The organism is Acinetobacter sp. 778_lipA, from assembly GCF_058242985.1.
Window position 1 is genome coordinate 596492 of record NZ_JBZAYT010000001.1, and the last position, 17402, is coordinate 613893.

The window sequence follows — 17402 nt, forward strand, 5'->3', positions numbered from 1 at the left end:
TATGGAAACAATCCTGAGTTTATGTATTGGCATTGGTTTAAGTGCCGCCTGCGGTTTTCGTGTATTTGTACCGTTATTGGTGATGAGTGTTGCATCACTGATGGGCTGGTTTGAGCCAATGAAAGGTTTTGAGTGGTTAGCGATACCATCGGTATGTATTGGTTTAGCTGTCGCGACTATTTGTGAAATTGGCGCGTACTATATTCCTTGGGTCGACAATGCTTTAGATACTATTGCCACGCCAGCAGCGATGGTGGCTGGAACATTAACCACCATGGCGGTCAGTACAGGTGAAATGTCACAGTTTGCAAGTTGGGCGGCTGCGATTATCGTTGGTGGTGGTACAGCAACAGCTGTACAAATGGGCACGGTTGCGGTTCGTGGTGTATCTACTGCAACGACAGGTGGAATAGCCAATCCTTTGGTGTCTACAGGTGAATGGATTGGGGCAATCGTGGTATCGGTATTATCACTTATCGTTCCTGTATTGGTGGTGATTGTTGGTATTATTTTGATGGTGCTAGCGGTTCGCTGGTTAAGAAAGAAAAAACAAGAAAGCGTTGTTCATCCATTGTAGTTAGTGTGTTTTAGCATTTGTGAAACAAGTGTTTATCAAGATTAAAAGAGGATAATGACTCAATTCAATTGGGTTGAGTCATTAAATTGGATTAAGTGTTTTCTGTTTTTTGACATAAAATTTGATTCACTCTAAATCGAATACAAAGACAAATTTCCCCAACAATAAATCAATAAAAGAGAGATTGATTTTTGCACCTTAAAGGCATATTTTTGTTATGGGATTGATAAAAACATCGTTTTTATGGATTTAATCTCAAGGTCTTTTTAAGAGTATTGGGGGAAACTTTTATGATGGACAAATTTATTATCAATGTAAATGCGCAAGTCAATGGTGTATACGAGGTACACAATGCAAGCAAAGCTTGTGAGCATTTACCTAAGGCGGAAAATCAAAATCTACTGGGATTTTTTGCGACAAGTGAGCTGGCAATTAAACGAGCAAAGATGAATTGGCCTCGTGAAAAAATCAAGGGATGTATTTGCTGTTGTTAAGAAGCTCATAGCCTTTAACCATCACCAATTTTACCTGCAGTTCCATCTTTATGTGGTGGAACTGCATAACATTAAAAGGAATAGAGCGTATATCTATTCAATTGAAATGTATATTTTAAACGTCAATTGTTTGAAGTCACGATGAAAGCTTATGCTGACTCATCGTTTTAAAAATAACTTGGGGATTAAAAGTATGCTGATACTTTTTACTGTTTGATATAAAAATTGAAAAATTAATAAAAACTTCATCAATAAATAATCTGATTTTTGTGATGTGTATTTGATAAAAAGTAATAAATTTTAATGATTTAACATAAATATTTGTTTTAAAACAAAAATATAAATGCTATTAATAGCTCATAATATAAACATCACATGGATAGGTGAGAACAATGAGAAAGTTCGAGGTCGAGATCAATTTGCCTGCACAAGATATCGTATCATTTGAGGTAGAGGACATTGAGCAAATTCGTGCAAAATTTTATGCGATCAATTGGCGCCGTTTATTCCTGACGCAGGGGCAAGTTGAAAATTCTGATATTTCCTTTGCTGTACAGGACACGGAGACAGAACTTTATTTACATATCCAGTTAAATACACACTCGAGTAAAGCAGACCCTGTTTTTCAGATCGATAGCAATATTCAACTGGTTGTTGAAAGTAAAGAATTTTTGGGGCTTTTAACACGTAAAAAGAAATATGATGTGGTGTATAAAAACTTAAACCAATCACAAGTTTCAGAACAGCTCAGCTTATTCCTAAACGGTCAAATCGACGAGATGACAGAACAATATCGACAATTGATGCATAAAAAAATGCTACAAGAGCATCGTTTGGCATAACGACTAGAGATTGACATCTTCTATATAAAATAAGGAAGCTTGAGCTTCCTTCTTGATCTGTAAAAAAGAATAAACGAGCTTGATTGTTTGACCAAGAGATAAAATACACCTAGTGCATATAAAAATTAAATATAGTGATAAATTTTACAATTTGTAATTTAAAATCAATGATTAATTTATAATTTTTTTATTGGAGTCGCTATTAATTTTAAAGAGTGTTGTTACACTACAAATAGATTTTAAGGGTATGCGTTATAAAATAATGAACAAGTTTGAAATTCAAATTCAGTATCCTAATCACGCCGATGAGCGTGAGATGGAGCAAGAGAGCGATTTAGACATTGCGGAGATATTGGCGAAATTTGAAAGTATCAGTTGGCGCCGTCAACGCGTTTTGCAATTACAATTGGATGGTCGAAACACTATTTTTACAGTGTTGAACTCAGCGTCAGAAGCATTTTTAAAAATTACATTAAATGCTTATGCAAAAAGTGAGAATTTTGAATTTAAGATAGAAAGCAATATCAAATTGATTTTCCCACAACGCGAATTGTTTGGCTTGATGACACGAAAAAATAAAGAAGTATTTGCAATTAAACACAGTACACTTGAACAGGTAAAAGCGAGTTTAACCGCATTTTTAAATCAGGATACCCAAGGCTTGGAAGATATTTTGCGTGATAGTAAAACAACCTCGCTAAAAGATGCGCCTTAAGTTAGCAGATTAAAGCGTGTGATCATTGAAATAGAATGACTAAAATGCAAATTTATAAATTTGCATTTTTTTTTAAATTTATGCAATAAAAAATCATTAAATAAGCTTTGTTGAAAAATTTTCTTTATTAAGTAACTTTTAAAGGAAAATTTTCCTAAAAAATAAAAAAATTAATCTATCTTAGGAAAATAATCCCGAGTCGATTTGGCTAATATTTATCTCAAGGATGTAAGGGATCGAAAAGAGTAGATTGCTGCCAGTTGCGTACAACGTGAGTGCAGTACTTACCCACAAGGTCTCGATTCGGCTTAGGACGCTATAAACCATAAGTTTATAGGCAATAGGATTAAAACTTACCAAGTTTTAATAGTTGAAGTAAACCAGAGTTGTTTTCCCACTCATCCTGAAAAATTCGATAAAAATAATGTGAAAATCTCAAATTAGATTCATCAATTAAGCCTATTCAAAACATCAGAAAAATACATTAAAGCAAAATGATTTCATCCCAGCACCCATTAAAATAAGTTCTATACTTTATTCAAATAATGAAAGATATTGAAACCAAACAATGATAAAGAGTAGTGTAATGAATGATAAAAATGAAAATCATATTTGCTTGATATGTAATCAAACTTTTTCACATGCGAATGTTGTTCCGCTCGGGGCTATACGTAAGGTTATTACTGAAGAAATTGCACGAGATTTTCCCAATTGTTCTGCGCAGGATTATATTTGTAAAGTAGATTTAATCAAATATCGTATGCAGTATGTGCAATCTTTGCTTCAATCGGAGCAGGGGGAGGTGTCAAACCTAGAGTATGAAGTGCTTAATAGTATGCAACAGCATGAATTAATAACAAAAAATACTAAAACACAACTTGAAAAAAATGGACCATTGGGGAAAGGCTCGCAGATAAAATTGCAACTTTTGGCGGAAGTTGGACGTTTTTAATTTGTTTTATGCTCTTTTTAGTTGTTTGGATTTTATTAAACACAGTTGTGATCGTAAAACAACCTGCTGATCCTTATCCGTTTATTCTATTAAATCTTATTTTATCTTGTCTTGCTGCAGTACAAGCACCAATTATTATGATGAGTCAAAACCGTCAAGAAGCCAAAGATCGTATACGCTCCCAAAATGATTATCAAGTCAATTTAAAAGCTGAATTAGAAATCCGTCATTTACATGAAAAAATAGATCATTTACTCATTCATCAGTGGGACAAACTGGCAAAAATTCAGGAAATTCAATTGGATTTATTATCAGAAATGAATAAAAGAGAAGTAAAAAAAGGCGAGGGAAAGATTAAAAATACAGAAAAAGCTTTTGAGCGTTACGGCTCTTTTGAGTTGGTGGCTTTGTTGATAAGAACAGAAATATATTCTCGATTTTTTAAATGAGTTTGCAATAAAAAATCATTTTAGAAATATAAAAGATAAAAAATCCTGAGATTGTGATTGATTTCGGAAAATAATTCTAAATTTCACGAGAAAATCTTAATCTTAGGAAAATAATTCCGAACCGATTTCGTTAATATTTATCTCAAGGATGTAAGGGATCGAAAAGAGTAGATTGCTACCAGTTACGTACAACGTGAGTGTAGTACTTACCCACAAGGTCTCGATTCGGCTTAGGACGCTATAAATCAGAAGTTTATAGGCAATAGGATTAAAACTTACAAAGTTTTAATAGTTGAAGTAAACCAGAGTTGTTTTCCCGCTCATCCTGAAAAATTCCATAAAAATTATACCGTAAAATTCCATTTATTTGATCTCATTAACTTACCGACAAAGCAATTAAGAAATTATCGATAAGAAGCTAAAAATCATATAGATTGTTAAGATGCCGCAGTATAGGTATGCATTAATGTACCGACCTAGAGCAAGCCATAAATGGCAATTCATACAATTGTATGAATGGAGATAAGTTTCAATATTTTATTCGCTCACGGCAGAATTTTAATCTGTAATTATTTCATTACTTAAATAACTTCTTTTGAGGATTCCATTAGTAGATCTGCTGCAAGTGAATACTGATCAATAGCCTATAAATATTTTACTTCTAATGTGGTGATCAAGGTTTCTAACAGCAATAACACATCAGATTTCTTGCGTGCATCAATAAAAAAAACTGGTAAATTTAGGTTGCGTTCCATCAACCATTGACGGTATTGGTGCGTTGGCTTATTCATATCGTCATCGATATGGGTGACTCCAATTACAATGTTTTCACCATATTGTTTAAAAATATTGAGGTAATATTCTAGTTCATCTAAGGGTGTTGCTAAGCTATGATCAATCAGCAAAATTGTACCAATCGCGCCTTTGCATATTACCCCCCACATAAAGTCAAAGCGGCCTTGTCCTGGTGTGCCATACAGCCCAACTTTACTGCCATCATCTAGTGTTACTTCGCCATAATCGATTCCGACTGTTGTGTTTAGTTTTTTATGGCTACGATCATCTGTGTTAAATGCTTCTGTTGCTAATACAGGTATTTCTGATAAAGATTTAATCGCTTCAGTTTTACCTGCCCCCATTGAACCAGCAAAAACAATTTTGTACTTCTGAATAATCATCGTAGATTTATCCCTTAAAATTTAAATCGACTTTTTAATTTGTTAAAAAAGCTTTTTAAAATCCCTTTTTCTTCCGTTTGCTCAGTATCACTTGGTGTTTTATCAAATCGACTTTCTTTTGCTGAAATCAGTTCAGCGTTATGGATGGCTAAATTCGCAGCAACAAAGTGTTGCACGGTTGCGACTGGAATGTTGAGTTTGTCTGAGACATGTTGGATTTCTGCCCCAGAAATAAAGCATGCACTTAGTTGTAGCAGTAATTTCTTATCCAACTCATTGGGTTGAATCCAAAATTTGAGACGATAATATTTATCAGCTGCAGGTACAGTAATTAAATTGGGATTTGTCCAAATCAGGTTAAATAACCAATTTTCTAAATTGAATTGTCGTTTACGTGAAACTTTTATAAAATCCGCAGTGACTGCTGCCGTATAGTGTATCGAGCGATCTGTTTGGTATTCTTCACGAGTTGCTTCAAGCCATGCCAGATGCGCATGATGGTCGATAATCGCAATCGTGCCGAGATGATCATTTAAAATGACTTTACGACTGTCGTGATGGAAAAGCGCTGCAAAAAAATCAATTTCTTTGATTTCAAGTTGATCATCAGCTTCATCATCTGAAATTTGGCTAAGTTCAGATTGTTCTATTTCAGTCTTATGCAGTAATTTGATTTTGACCCAGTTTTTCAGTGTGAATTCGTCATAAATAGGGATGCAGAGTAAATTATCTTCAGCACTTTCTTTATGTTCACTATGTTTTGAAATTTTCAAATAAGGAATATTTTTATTTTGGATAATATTCTGGATATTATTATTTTCAAAAAACTGCTCATTGATCAAAATACAATTTATATTTTGATCTGAAACACTTGTCCAATTTATACCAATATTGGTTGGTAAAATTTTTCTAAGCCTTATTTTAAGATCGTCAGAGGTGGTTAAACCTAAGCCTGAAATTGCGATATTGATACATTGATTGTTCATAATATCACTTATCTAATATTAAAAAATTAAAGTGTAAACTGTTTTTTAACGGTCGTAATTAGTTTAAGTTAACGCTAGATTTGTTCTTTTTCCAGTAAAATCATTTTTTTAATGTTTAATTGCTTGGCATTTAATCAGTATATTTCTTACATTATTATCCTCCTGTGTAAACTGTTAATTTTTCTTAAAGTTTAGAGAGTTTCATTGCTTTAAATTAACATTAGTTATTATAAAAAATCTATCTCAAAGTTAAATAAATTGCTTAGTTATTTTTATCAATAAAAGCTTAACTTAATAGTTAATTAAATATTTATTATGTTTGTGCATGTTTTATCATTTATAATATTATTACTGTGATTTTAATCACATGAAATGATTAAAATTACTAAAGTATTTTTTACATGAAAAAAAGCGATCATTTCGATCGCTTTTTATAATTTTTGATTATCAAACTAAATTAAGCAAAAAGCTTTGTCGCTGCTTCAAAAAGAATATATAAAACCACAAGTGCTACCACAGGTTCTGCAATTTTAGCCCAGGTTGGATTTGCGGTTTCGGTTACTATGACTTCTTTGTGATCAGCATGAAGATCTACTTTTTGAACATTGACCATTTGATTAAACTCCTTCATCGTTTCATCTAATGATATCTCTTCTTCAGGCACAGGTTGAGAGCCAATCAGTTCGGTTAGTTCGTTTGTTGACCAAACCCAATCTTTTGCCTGACCCGATAGGTGCTCAATTTGCCCCATCACCAATTCTCGAAGACCTCGCTTACCTAAACTTCCTGCTGTTTCAAGTTGCTTTAATTCAGCAAGCTGTAGTTCAAGAATTTCCGTTGTTACAGGTTCAAGTATAGATTTATCTAAACTGGATTTATTCTGAGTAGAGGTGGTGAGGTGTCGAGAAATTTCTTGGCTGTATAACTGATCTTGCGAAAGAATTTCTTGATATAAAGCATCATCATCCTTACGCCATAGCGTAATGAGTTTACCCAAGGTTAAAGCATTGAGTTCTTCAATATGTGCAATACGTTGGGCAGGCTCTAATTGAGATAATAGCTGAGGCTTTTGAATCTTTATCTGCTCAGCAAAGTATTGTACGAGATCAAAAGCCATTCAGTTCTCCTTGTTCTATTCTAAAATTCTTAAACTTGGTTTTTTCTTTGGTGCCTCAGTTTTAGTTTCTACTTCTTCACTTGTATTTGATTCTAAAACATCTTCATCAATTTGCACATTGGCATATTCATCTGGATCAAAGAATAATCCTTGTCCATTTTCACGTGCATACAAGCCTAATACCGCATTTATAGGCACATAAATATCTTTGGATGCGCCGCTAAAACGAGCAGAGAAGGTAATTGCTTCATTGGTCATATTTAACATATGTACAGAATGTGGTGCGATGTTCAATACAATTTGTCCATCTTGTACAAATTGTTGTGGTACATCGGTATAGGGTTTAGTTGCGTCAACAAGTAAGTATGGCGTTAAATTGTTGTCGCAAATCCATTCATATATTGCGCGTGCAAGGTATGGTCGAGTTGGGGTTAAGTTCAATTCTTGTTCAGACATTAAAAAATACTCTATTGATTTGCGATCTAGAATTTTGCCAAAAATTCACTATATCTGTTTTTCTCTTTAAAAGTCATCGACTTTAAAAAAGCAGGGCGGCTAAAAATCCGTTGGCAATATAATAAAATTGGACGAGATTGCTGTTTCGGTAATTCAATTCCCATATGTTTTAACCGTATGAAAATTGGCGCTAACATGCAATCTAAAATTGTAAAGTTTTCAGACATAAAATAAGGATAATGTTGAAACAGTGGGGTCAGGGATACCAAAGTATCTTTTAATTGTTTTTGTGCATTCTTTTTTGCAGCTTCATTAAGTGTATCTGGGTGGCGTAGCATAATGTCTGCAAGTTTAAGCCAATCTTGTTCAAAGCGCCAAATATACTGTCTTTGCTCTGCGCGTGGTGCTGGGGCATCCGCATAAAGTTTGTTTTGTCGATAACGGTCATCTAAGTATTCAGAAATAATACTAGTATTAAACAGCTTTAAATCGTTTTCAATCAGCATAGGTAGTTGATTATATGGATTTAAACTGGCTAAATCTTCATCATCTTCTTCGACAATGATTAAGGTATGTTTAATTTGTTTTTCTGCAAGAAGAAATCTAATCCAATGTGAACGAAAGTCATCCTCGTGGCTATACAATGTAATCCCTTGTTGAGGCGCATTTTCGACAGGCATATTCCAAAAACTAAGTGAAGTGAATAGAGTAGAATACTAAAAATAGACAATAAAATCATCTTAACTTTAATAAGCTTATGGTGGTTATTGCTATCAAATAGATAGGAAACAAGGATAAACCTATGAATTTAATAAATAAGCACAGTAAATTGGCGTTGGCATTGCTGTTAATGATGGGTATTTCAAATACATATGCAAAGATGCAACCTTTGGATACTCAAGTACAAGAGGCTGCCACTGAAGCAATCGAAGCTGCAGGAGCAGAAGTGGCTGGAGAAGGAACCTTATGTAGTGCTGATGAGGCCTGTGATGTTGCGTCTGCTGCTTCTGAAGAAGAAATGTATGGTGGGATCAAACAAGAATATGTCGTAAAAGGTTGTAAGGTGACGATCTACAATGATGGACCCGTGAAAATGGTCAATGTAAAGACCGATAAGCCGTGTAATGCACCGCTTCCGAAAGATCATAAGTTCTCTAAGGAAACTCGAACTTATCAGGAAAATGGCTGTACGATTACAGAATCAAAAGCTGCCGATGGGATTTCTGACGCTGTCATGGACTGCTCTAAACGAGATAAAACAAAATAACTTCAAATAGTTAACCCATAAAAAAACCTCGGCAAATGCCGAGGTTTTTTGTCCGATTCGGTAAACGAATTAACGTTTAGAGAATTGAGGACGTTTACGAGCTTTACGTAAACCAAGTTTCTTACGTTCAACTTCACGAGCATCACGAGTAACGAAACCAGCTTGACGAAGAGCAGGTTTTAAAGTCTCATCAGAAGCGATCAATGCACGAGTAATACCGTGACGGATAGCGCCTGCTTGACCACCGATACCACCACCAGCAACAGTGATGTAAAGGTCAAATTTTTCAGTAACTTCTAAAAGCTCAAGTGGTTGACGAACAACCATACGAGCAGTTTCACGACCGAAATACTGTTCAAGAGTGCGGTTGTTGATTACGAGTTTACCAGTACCAGCTGATAGGAAAACACGTGCAGTTGCGGTCTTACGGCGACCTGTACCATAGTTAGTAGCCATGTGCTGTATCCCTTAGATGTCCAAAACTTGTGGCTGTTGAGCAGTATGAGGATGCTCAGTACCAGCGTACACTTTCATTTTCTTGATCATCGCGTAACCAAGAGGACCTTTTGGCAACATGCCTTTTACAGCACGTTCGAAGATTTCTTCTGGTTTGTGAGCAACTAATTTTTCAAAATTAGTTTCACGAATACCACCAGGGAAACCAGTGTGGCGATAGTATTTCTTATCAAGTGATTTTTTACCAGTCACTTGTACTTGTTCAGCATTGATCACAACGATGTAGTCACCAGTGTCAACGTGAGGCGTATAAGAAGTTTTGTGTTTACCGCGTAAACGACGAGCGATTTCAGTCGCAAGGCGACCTAAAGTTTTGCCAGAAGCATCAACAACATACCAGTCGTGTTGAACTTCAGCTGGCTTAGCGCTGAGAGTTTTCATTAAACCACTACCTATTATAGTTGGTTTGGACTATGGAATCTGTCCAAACAAAAAGGAGTGCGAATTCTATCTGAAAAGAGTTAGAGTCGCAATTGAAATATTGAATTTCAAGCGCATCATTATATTGATAAACGTAGCCAAAAGCAAAGCTTAGTTTGGATAAAATGTTGTAAGGTTTTCTGATTTATATTGGAATTGTGACAGACTTTATGAATAATAAAAGTGATATAAAGAAAATAAGTCAGGCAAAAATGAAAATAATAAATTCAATAAAATTCCTTCTACTGATAGTGGGTGGAGGCAACTTAAACCTTAGTTTTGCTCAAGCTGATTTTCTGGATTAGGCCTCATCTTTACCGGAACTTCATCCAACTGCTCCTGTGCATTATCAAAATCAAGCTGATCTTGGAGACAGGATTATCTCTGTTCAATGGATGACGGTCGATTTTAGTGAAGAAATTCAATCCGCATATCCTTGCCAAGCGGTTGGATTACTTATTCAAACACAACATATCCCTATTGGTGAGGAAGTCGATGCTGTCGTGCAATGGGGGGATGATGATGATAAAAGCCGAAGTGGCGAATATACAGTCTATGGAAAAGTTGAACCAGACCATCGAGTCAGAATAATCTTTGATCAACATATTGCCCCAGCCAAGTGTGGGAAAGAGGTTGAAACGATGTTTGATTTCTCTGATATTGATCAACAGCAAGCTCAACCAGAAACTCGGCCAGCGCCTAAAAGTCAGCTCTAAAGCATTTTAAGTTTCCATCATCTAAGTCTGATGAAATATAAAAATTGTTTGCAATGGTCTTATATAGGTGGTTTTAGAAATATTTTTTGGTTCATTTTTTACGTGATTTAGTTATATTCGATATAAAAATGAACTTGAATTGGAAATGATAATTTAGAACCGATGTATACTGTCTATGCAAGGTCTATTAAAAGAGTTCTAAATGCTTCCTTTATATATAACCAGTGGTGAGCCTGCTGGCATTGGCCCAGATATTTGTTTAGATTTGGCAGATCGTATTGATGATCGTCCAGTTGTTGTATTGGCTGATATCAATATGTTGAGGGATCGTGCCAAAATTTTAAACAAAAGTGTTCAGCTCATTGAGTATAAAGGACAGACGGAGCGTTTGGCTCAAGATCAAGTCTATGTTGAACATGTTCCTTTAGCTGTAGATGTTATTTTAGGGGAGTTAAACCCACAAAACTCTGCATATGTGATCGAGCAATTGCGTCGAACTGCGTACTATGCGATGCGCGGGCTGAGTGTTGGTGTTGCTACAGCGCCAGTACAAAAGTCAATTATCAATGATGCAGGGATCCACTTCAGTGGCCATACAGAATATTACCAAGAGTTTGCGGGTGTGGAGCGTGTGGTTATGATGCTTGCAACAAAAACGTTAAGAGTCGCTTTAGTGACCACCCATTTACCATTGCGGGATGTTGCAGATGCCATTACCAAACAACGTCTCCATCAGGTGATTGATATTCTGATTCATGATTTAAAAACAAAATTTAAAATTAATCATCCGCGTATTTTGGTGTGTGGTTTAAATCCTCATGCAGGTGAAGGTGGTTATTTAGGTCATGAAGAAATTGATACGATTAATCCTGTACTTGAAAGTTATCGAGCGCAAGGCATAGACATGAGTTTAAGTATGCCTGCTGATACTTTATTTACTGTGGATCATTTAAAAGGTACTGATGCTGTTTTAGCGATGTATCACGATCAGGGGTTACCTGTGTTAAAATCGCAGGGATTTGGCGAAGCCATTAATATTACTTTAGGTTTACCTTTTATTCGGACCTCGGTCGATCATGGTACTGCGCTCTCCCTTGCAGGTACAGGCCTTGCAAAAAGTTCAAGTTTGCATGTCGCTGTCGATTTAGCACTTGATCTAGCTCGTTCGAATTAAGTTGTAAACAACCTTATTTATCACGTTGGATATTTTTTATGTATCAAATTAATGCCTTAAACCCAAAAGATGAAGGGCATCATACGCGCAAGCGTTTTGGACAAAACTTCTTACATGACCAACGTGTGATTGCCAAAATTGTTCGTTCTGTCGCCCCGCGAGCAGGAGAAAATATTGTTGAAATTGGGCCAGGTTTAGCTGCTTTAACTTCGCCTTTAAATGGTGAATGTGATGCTTTGACTGTGCTAGAGCTGGATCGTGACTTGGCAGCAGGCTTACCGGGTCGAGTACCACATCCTGAACGTCTAACTATCATTGAAACTGATGCATTAAAATATGATTTTACTGAATTATTTCAGGAAGGTCGTCCTTTACGTGTAGTCGGAAACCTACCTTATAATATTTCAACACCTTTGCTTTTTCATCTCTTGGAATTTGGTGACAAAGTCAAAGACATGCATTTTATGTTGCAAAAAGAAGTGGTTGATCGTATTACAGCATCTCCAAACACCAAAGAGTATGGTCGTTTGTCAGTCATGATTCAATACTTTTGCAAACCTACTTTCTTGTTTGAAGTACCACCGGGATCATTCAATCCACCACCAAAAGTAACGTCTGCGGTATTTCGTTTAGAGCCATATGCAACTAAACCGATTGTTGCTAAAAGTGAAAAAGCTTTGGCACGTTTAGTATCGCATGTGTTTACACAACGCCGAAAAACATTACGTAATAGCTTAAAAGGCATGTTAGTTGAAGACGGTTTTGAAAATGCTGGTGTAGATCCAATGGCACGTCCAGAAACCTTAATATTGGCTCAGTTTGTTGCATTATCTGACCAAATGGTGGCTTAAATGGCACTGGAAAAAGTTAGATATAATTATGTGATTGGCGACGTACAAGGGTGTTTTGAAGCACTGAAAGCACTACTCAAAGAAATCCAATTCGATGCTGATCAAGATTTTATTTGGTTTGCGGGCGATTTAATCGCCCGTGGTGAAAATTCAGTGGGTGCAATACGTTTTATCAAAAAATTATGCGAACAAGGCAATGCTGCAACAGTCCTTGGTAATCATGATTTAAATCTGCTGGCGGTTGCACGTGGGATTAAAAAGCTCAAAGAAAAAGACCATATTGCTGATGTCATTCATGCTTTAGAAAGTGATGAATTGATTGATTGGTTACGTAAACAGCCTTTGTGCTTATTTCCCAATGAAAAGACGATTTTGACTCATGCGGGTATTCCGAATATTTGGGATGCGGAAAAGACCGTAGCGTTGGCCAAAGAAGTGGAAGCAGTCTTAGCGCATGATGACTTTACTGTGCTTGATTCATTTCTGAAAGAGATGTATGGCACTGAGCCAGATTTATGGGTAGATGATTTACAAGGTCATGCTCGCTTACGCTGTATTACCAATTATTTAACCCGTATGCGTTTGACCGATGCCCAAGGTCGTTTAGAGTTTAGCTTTAAAGATGCTTTAGATGAGCTGATGCCAGTCGGTTTTCAGCCATGGTTCAAATTTGAATCGCAGACAGCAAAAACTCATCAGATCGTTTTTGGACATTGGGCAGCGTTGCAAGGTGAGCGCATCAATGCTCAAATCCAAAATGTCGATGGTGGGTGTGTTTGGGGGCATCAACTGCTGGCTTATCGACTAGAGGATCAAAAACTTTTCAGTGTAGATAACCCTTTTTTTTGATATGAATAAAGCCACAAGATGTGGCTTTATTTTTTGGCAATGTCACGAGATTCAAGCATAATGTCAATGCGCCATTTTAAATGATTTTAATCTTTTAACTGGCGAATTCATCTACCAATTGAAAAGTAAATTATTCTTGTCGAATCCAAGTCTGACTTCGACCAATGAGTGAAATACCAAGATAGCCACGTAAGGTCAGGCGGTTTCCACTTGCATTTAAGCGGGCTTTACCGTGATAAATTTTTCCTCCGCGAGGATCCAGAACTTCGCCACCAATATAGTTGTTTGGGTTATTTGGATCAGCTTTTAACTTTTGTAAAATGGTTAAGCCAATAATCGGTTTATTGGTAAAGGGTGCGGGGCAATTACGGCATTGTGTTAAAACCGTTTCACCGGGTGCTGGAAAATCTTTAATGATTTTACCGACATAAGTATCATCTTTTTGTTTCTCGATTTGAATATGTGCACGCACATAACCTGTTTTATCATCGACAGTGCGCCATGTGCCAGTAATGTCAGCTGCATGTGTCCAGCTGATCATTCCCAGTAGCATACAACTGAAAATTCCTTTTTTCATAAGCATACCTATTTTCTTTTAAGTTTAAATGTTGTGATCTGTGAATAAGGCCTTATTCACGAATCCAAGTTTGACTACGGCCGAGTGCAGACACTCCAACATAACCTCTTAACATCAAGCGATTACCGTTTGAGTTGAGTTTGGCTTTCATGGAATAAATTTTACCTGTAAGTGGATCGATAATTTTTCCACCGACATAGTCTTCATCACTGGTTTGTTTGAGATTTTTAAGAACATCCATACCTAAAATGGGTTTATTGGTATAAGGCGCTGGACAGTCTATACAGGTTTCTTTTGGGGTATAACCAGGACGCGGGGTAATTTTGATGATTTTACCAGTATATGTGCCATTGGCTTCTTTGCGTATTTCAAGCACAGCTTTAGATGAGCCAGTTTTATCATCGATATTTTTCCAAATACCAGTGATATCTTTTGCCATACTGCTACAGCTTAAAACAGAAAATAATGTCCCTAAGATGAACTTATTAAACCTCATTTATTGATTCCTTATCAAAATGGGGGAAAGAATAGTTCATCTTAAGCTGAATAATTACTCTAGGCAATCATGTGAAAAGTAAAATAAATCACATTTATTTTATAAAAAGTATAAAAGTTGGCAACCAGATGGCTGTGAACACCGCATTTACTGCCATTCCAAAGGCTGCATAACGACCTGCAACCGCTCCACGTTGCCAAGCTTGGGCCGTTCCGATGGCATGTGCAGCCAGTCCTAAAGCCAAGCCAGATGCGCGTTCATCATTAATATTACGTAAAATAATCGATGAAAATGCTGCCCCAATCACGCCCGATAAAATTACGATCAAAATCACTAATGTGACTGGTGAGTGCAGTAAAGTTGCAATATTAATTGCAATTGGCGTTGTCACAGCACGTGTGGCAAAGGCCATAATGGTCGGTTCTGACATATGCAGTAAATAAGCTAAGCTCATAGGTAATGCAACAGCACTGATACTGGCAAAGACCAAGATCCCTACGACAGATTTCAGTGGTAAATCATCATAACGCATTGCGGCTAATGGAATAGCCAATGCCACAGTGACATAACCGAGTAGGTGGCTAAATAGACCATTCATATCGGTATTGTATTTTTCGTAAGGAATTTTAAAGATCATTAAAATTCCAATCACAAAAAACATGCCAATAACCAGAAGCGGAATTTGAGGAAAGCGTTTATTAATTGGTTTCGCTGCCAAGTAGGCAATTAGTGTGATTAAAAAACCAGTGATTACACTTAACATATCAGCCTCCTATAGCCACTTCTTCGCCATTTTTGCATAAATCCAGAGTGGAATCAGTGTACTGACAAACATCACAACCAAGAATAAGGGGATCTCTTTTCCCATACTGACCAGCATGATTAATGAACCCGCACATATCGGTAGGAAAGCAAATCCGCTTTCTCTCATTAATTTATTGTTGGTATCGACCAGACGGGCAGGGATTTTCTTGAATCTACGCCATAAAACCAACACAAATAGTAGGCTGAGTAGACCTGTTAAATTGCCCAATTCAGGATGATTAAATTGTGACATCACTAACACAGAAGCTTCACGAAAGAAGATGATAAGTCCTATTGTGAAGATCCATGCTTGCCAATCGATACCTTTTAACTGATCCATGTGTGTTTATTTATAAAAATTGATCTTTCACGTTTTAACCGATTTAGCGCTTTATTTCAAACTCTTCTAACGGTCTTTTAAATTGTTCTGCCTTATTTCCAAGTATTTCAACGAGTGGTATATGTGCCTGATTGATGAGCTGTTCCAGTTTTTGTGGTGCCATGGCAACCACCAATTGTAGGTTGCCTTCATCGTCATAATGTTCAGATTCGATGACGTTAAGATCGTAAAGTTGATTTTTTAACTTACCATAAGCGGGTTTTAATTGTAGTTCAAAACGTTGAATTTGGCCCATCAAACATTCATGTACCGCTTTACGTAACAGGTCTAAACCTTGTTGTGTATGGGCTGAAACATAAACACGCTCAGGTTGGTGCGGTTTGGCATAAATGATTTTGGCTTCTTCTCCGCTTTGATCGATCTTGTTATAAACTCTTAATATTGGAACATCTGCGCCAATTTCATTTAACACCGTTTCTACGGCATCAATTTGTTCCATGACATCAGGACTACTCGAATCGATGATATGTAGCAGTAAAGTGGCTTCTAAAGTTTCTTCCAAAGTTGCCTTAAAGGATTCGACTAAAGAATGAGCTAGATTGCGCACAAAACCAACAGTGTCTGCAAGAACAAGCGTGCCAATACCATCCCAATCTAAACGGCGTAAGGTTGGATCAAGTGTGGCAAATAATTGATCTGCTGCATAAACATCACTATTTGCCAAAATATTAAAAAGTGTTGATTTGCCTGCGTTGGTATAACCGACTAAAGACACAGTTGGAATATTGGCTTTTTGGCGAGCAGCACGGCCTTGAATACGTGTTTTTCGGACTTTTTCTAGACGATCTTTGAGCTGTTCCATACGGATGCGTAATAGACGTCGATCTGTTTCAAGTAAGGTTTCACCTGGTCCACGTAGACCAATACCACCTTTCTGACTGTCTAGATTGCTACGACTGCGGACTAAACGTGATGAAAGGTGATCTAACTGAGCCAATTCAACTTGTAGTTTACCTTCATGGGTACGGGCACGTTGCGCAAAAATATCAAGAATCAAACCTGTACGGTCGATCACACGACATTTTAAAATACGTTCTAAATTGCGTTCCTGAGCGGGCGATAGTGCTTGGTCAAAAATGACCAATTCCACTTCATCTGCCTCAACTTGCTCAGCAATTTCTTCTGCTTTACCTGAACCAATAAAAAACTTAGGGTCGGGTTTAATCCGTTGTACGCTTAAATGCTCTAATATATCCGCGCCCGCAGATTTAGCCAGTAATCGAAATTCTTCTGCATCAAGATCTTCTAAGATTTGAACATTCACACTGACTAAAATGGTTTTTTCACCACCTTGATTTTGATCAAAGTATTCCACAGATTGTAAAACTCAGACATTAGATTAGAAAAATCATTCTAAAGGATATTCTGTGTTAAATCCTTAGCCGTATGCAAAGTATTGGAATAAATTTATAACCATTTGAATTTGTTTTAAAATGTTTATTTATATTTCTCTAGTGATTTTTTAGATGTTCTGAAAAAGCTAGCTGCGTGATTGATACTCCATCTTCTTATAATTTAGGATTGTGCTTATCTGAATATTCATTTAGCAAAGTTAATCAGGGTTAA

General features: G+C 36.5%; 21 protein-coding genes and 1 pseudogene. 10 read left to right on the plus strand and 12 right to left on the minus strand.

What is annotated here, in order from left to right; genetic code table 11:
- The first annotated feature begins 1 nt into the window (after nucleotide 1).
- The 5 genes and pseudogenes from AC4CUY_RS02860 to AC4CUY_RS02880 form a co-directional block, all read left to right on the plus strand.
- Entirely contained in the window at nucleotides 2–577 is a 576-nt protein-coding gene (locus tag AC4CUY_RS02860) for a DUF4126 domain-containing protein (RefSeq protein ID WP_151956807.1), read from the plus strand.
- A 290-nt stretch (nucleotides 578–867) separates the two neighbouring features.
- A complete protein-coding gene (locus AC4CUY_RS02865; protein ID WP_419328050.1) occupies nucleotides 868–1071 on the plus strand; it encodes a hypothetical protein in 204 nt (67 codons plus the stop codon).
- Nucleotides 1072–1463: 392 nt separating this feature from the next.
- Complete coding sequence (locus tag AC4CUY_RS02870) at nucleotides 1464–1913, plus strand: hypothetical protein (RefSeq protein WP_419328049.1); 450 nt, start codon at nucleotides 1464–1466, stop codon at nucleotides 1911–1913.
- Nucleotides 1914–2160: 247 nt separating this feature from the next.
- Complete coding sequence (locus AC4CUY_RS02875; protein ID WP_419328048.1) at nucleotides 2161–2628, plus strand: hypothetical protein; 468 nt, start codon at nucleotides 2161–2163, stop codon at nucleotides 2626–2628.
- Nucleotides 2629–3214: 586 nt separating this feature from the next.
- A pseudogene (locus AC4CUY_RS02880) lies at nucleotides 3215–3912 on the plus strand (DUF1003 domain-containing protein); the annotation flags it as partial.
- A gap of 761 nt (nucleotides 3913–4673) precedes the next feature.
- Here the strand turns inward: AC4CUY_RS02880 and AC4CUY_RS02885 are convergent.
- The 5 genes from AC4CUY_RS02885 to AC4CUY_RS02905 all read right to left on the minus strand — a co-directional run bounded on the left by AC4CUY_RS02885 (nucleotide 4674) and on the right by AC4CUY_RS02905 (nucleotide 8446).
- Nucleotides 4674–5207, minus strand: a complete 534-nt coding sequence (locus AC4CUY_RS02885) for a GTP-binding protein (RefSeq protein WP_419359141.1) — start codon at nucleotides 5205–5207, stop codon at nucleotides 4674–4676.
- 14 nt (nucleotides 5208–5221) lie between these two features.
- Nucleotides 5222–6193, minus strand: a complete 972-nt coding sequence (locus AC4CUY_RS02890; protein ID WP_490773652.1) for a hypothetical protein — start codon at nucleotides 6191–6193, stop codon at nucleotides 5222–5224.
- Between the two features lie 457 nt (nucleotides 6194–6650).
- On the minus strand, nucleotides 6651–7310 hold the full coding sequence (locus AC4CUY_RS02895; RefSeq protein ID WP_336953328.1) for a hypothetical protein: 660 nt from the start codon (nucleotides 7308–7310) through the stop codon (nucleotides 6651–6653).
- A gap of 15 nt (nucleotides 7311–7325) precedes the next feature.
- Nucleotides 7326–7766: a ClpXP protease specificity-enhancing factor gene (locus AC4CUY_RS02900; protein ID WP_004722950.1), complete on the minus strand. Its 441-nt coding sequence runs from the start codon at nucleotides 7764–7766 to the stop codon at nucleotides 7326–7328.
- 26 nt (nucleotides 7767–7792) lie between these two features.
- Nucleotides 7793–8446, minus strand: a complete 654-nt coding sequence (locus AC4CUY_RS02905) for a glutathione S-transferase N-terminal domain-containing protein (protein ID WP_004722947.1) — start codon at nucleotides 8444–8446, stop codon at nucleotides 7793–7795.
- 122 nt (nucleotides 8447–8568) lie between these two features.
- On the opposite strand from AC4CUY_RS02905, the gene AC4CUY_RS02910 reads away from it, so the two are divergent.
- Complete coding sequence (locus AC4CUY_RS02910) at nucleotides 8569–9033, plus strand: hypothetical protein (protein ID WP_419359145.1); 465 nt, start codon at nucleotides 8569–8571, stop codon at nucleotides 9031–9033.
- A gap of 69 nt (nucleotides 9034–9102) precedes the next feature.
- On the opposite strand, the gene rpsI is transcribed toward AC4CUY_RS02910, so the two are convergent.
- Both rpsI and rplM read right to left on the minus strand, forming a co-directional pair.
- On the minus strand, nucleotides 9103–9489 hold the full coding sequence (gene rpsI / locus AC4CUY_RS02915) for a 30S ribosomal protein S9 (protein ID WP_004647927.1): 387 nt from the start codon (nucleotides 9487–9489) through the stop codon (nucleotides 9103–9105).
- Nucleotides 9490–9501: 12 nt separating this feature from the next.
- Nucleotides 9502–9930 carry a 50S ribosomal protein L13 gene (rplM, locus tag AC4CUY_RS02920; protein ID WP_004722943.1) on the minus strand — a complete coding sequence of 143 codons (429 nt, stop codon included), beginning with the start codon at nucleotides 9928–9930 and terminating at the stop codon, nucleotides 9502–9504.
- Nucleotides 9931–10310: 380 nt separating this feature from the next.
- Between rplM and AC4CUY_RS02925 the strand changes: the two genes are divergently transcribed.
- The 4 genes from AC4CUY_RS02925 to AC4CUY_RS02940 all read left to right on the plus strand — a co-directional run bounded on the left by AC4CUY_RS02925 (nucleotide 10311) and on the right by AC4CUY_RS02940 (nucleotide 13559).
- On the plus strand, nucleotides 10311–10685 hold the full coding sequence (locus AC4CUY_RS02925; protein WP_490773653.1) for a hypothetical protein: 375 nt from the start codon (nucleotides 10311–10313) through the stop codon (nucleotides 10683–10685).
- 202 nt (nucleotides 10686–10887) lie between these two features.
- Nucleotides 10888–11859, plus strand: coding sequence for a 4-hydroxythreonine-4-phosphate dehydrogenase PdxA (gene pdxA, locus AC4CUY_RS02930; RefSeq protein ID WP_490773654.1), 972 nt, complete (start codon nucleotides 10888–10890; stop codon nucleotides 11857–11859).
- 38 nt (nucleotides 11860–11897) lie between these two features.
- Nucleotides 11898–12710 carry a 16S rRNA (adenine(1518)-N(6)/adenine(1519)-N(6))-dimethyltransferase RsmA gene (gene rsmA / locus AC4CUY_RS02935; RefSeq protein WP_490773655.1) on the plus strand — a complete coding sequence of 271 codons (813 nt, stop codon included), beginning with the start codon at nucleotides 11898–11900 and terminating at the stop codon, nucleotides 12708–12710.
- Nucleotides 12711–13559, plus strand: coding sequence for a symmetrical bis(5'-nucleosyl)-tetraphosphatase (locus AC4CUY_RS02940; protein WP_490773656.1), 849 nt, complete (start codon nucleotides 12711–12713; stop codon nucleotides 13557–13559).
- A 130-nt stretch (nucleotides 13560–13689) separates the two neighbouring features.
- Here AC4CUY_RS02940 and AC4CUY_RS02945 read toward each other — a convergent pair whose 3' ends face one another.
- The 5 genes from AC4CUY_RS02945 to hflX form a co-directional block, all read right to left on the minus strand.
- Nucleotides 13690–14136 (minus strand): DUF2147 domain-containing protein, encoded by a 447-nt coding sequence (locus AC4CUY_RS02945; protein ID WP_336953316.1) that lies wholly within the window; start codon nucleotides 14134–14136, stop codon nucleotides 13690–13692.
- A gap of 52 nt (nucleotides 14137–14188) precedes the next feature.
- On the minus strand, nucleotides 14189–14632 hold the full coding sequence (locus AC4CUY_RS02950) for a DUF2147 domain-containing protein (protein ID WP_336953314.1): 444 nt from the start codon (nucleotides 14630–14632) through the stop codon (nucleotides 14189–14191).
- Between the two features lie 94 nt (nucleotides 14633–14726).
- On the minus strand, nucleotides 14727–15395 hold the full coding sequence (locus tag AC4CUY_RS02955) for an LrgB family protein (RefSeq protein WP_336953312.1): 669 nt from the start codon (nucleotides 15393–15395) through the stop codon (nucleotides 14727–14729).
- Nucleotides 15396–15404: 9 nt separating this feature from the next.
- A complete protein-coding gene (locus AC4CUY_RS02960) occupies nucleotides 15405–15776 on the minus strand; it encodes a hypothetical protein (RefSeq protein ID WP_034610058.1) in 372 nt (123 codons plus the stop codon).
- Nucleotides 15777–15819: 43 nt separating this feature from the next.
- Entirely contained in the window at nucleotides 15820–17151 is a 1332-nt protein-coding gene (hflX, locus tag AC4CUY_RS02965; RefSeq protein WP_336953311.1) for a ribosome rescue GTPase HflX, read from the minus strand.
- Nucleotides 17152–17402 lie beyond the last annotated feature (251 nt).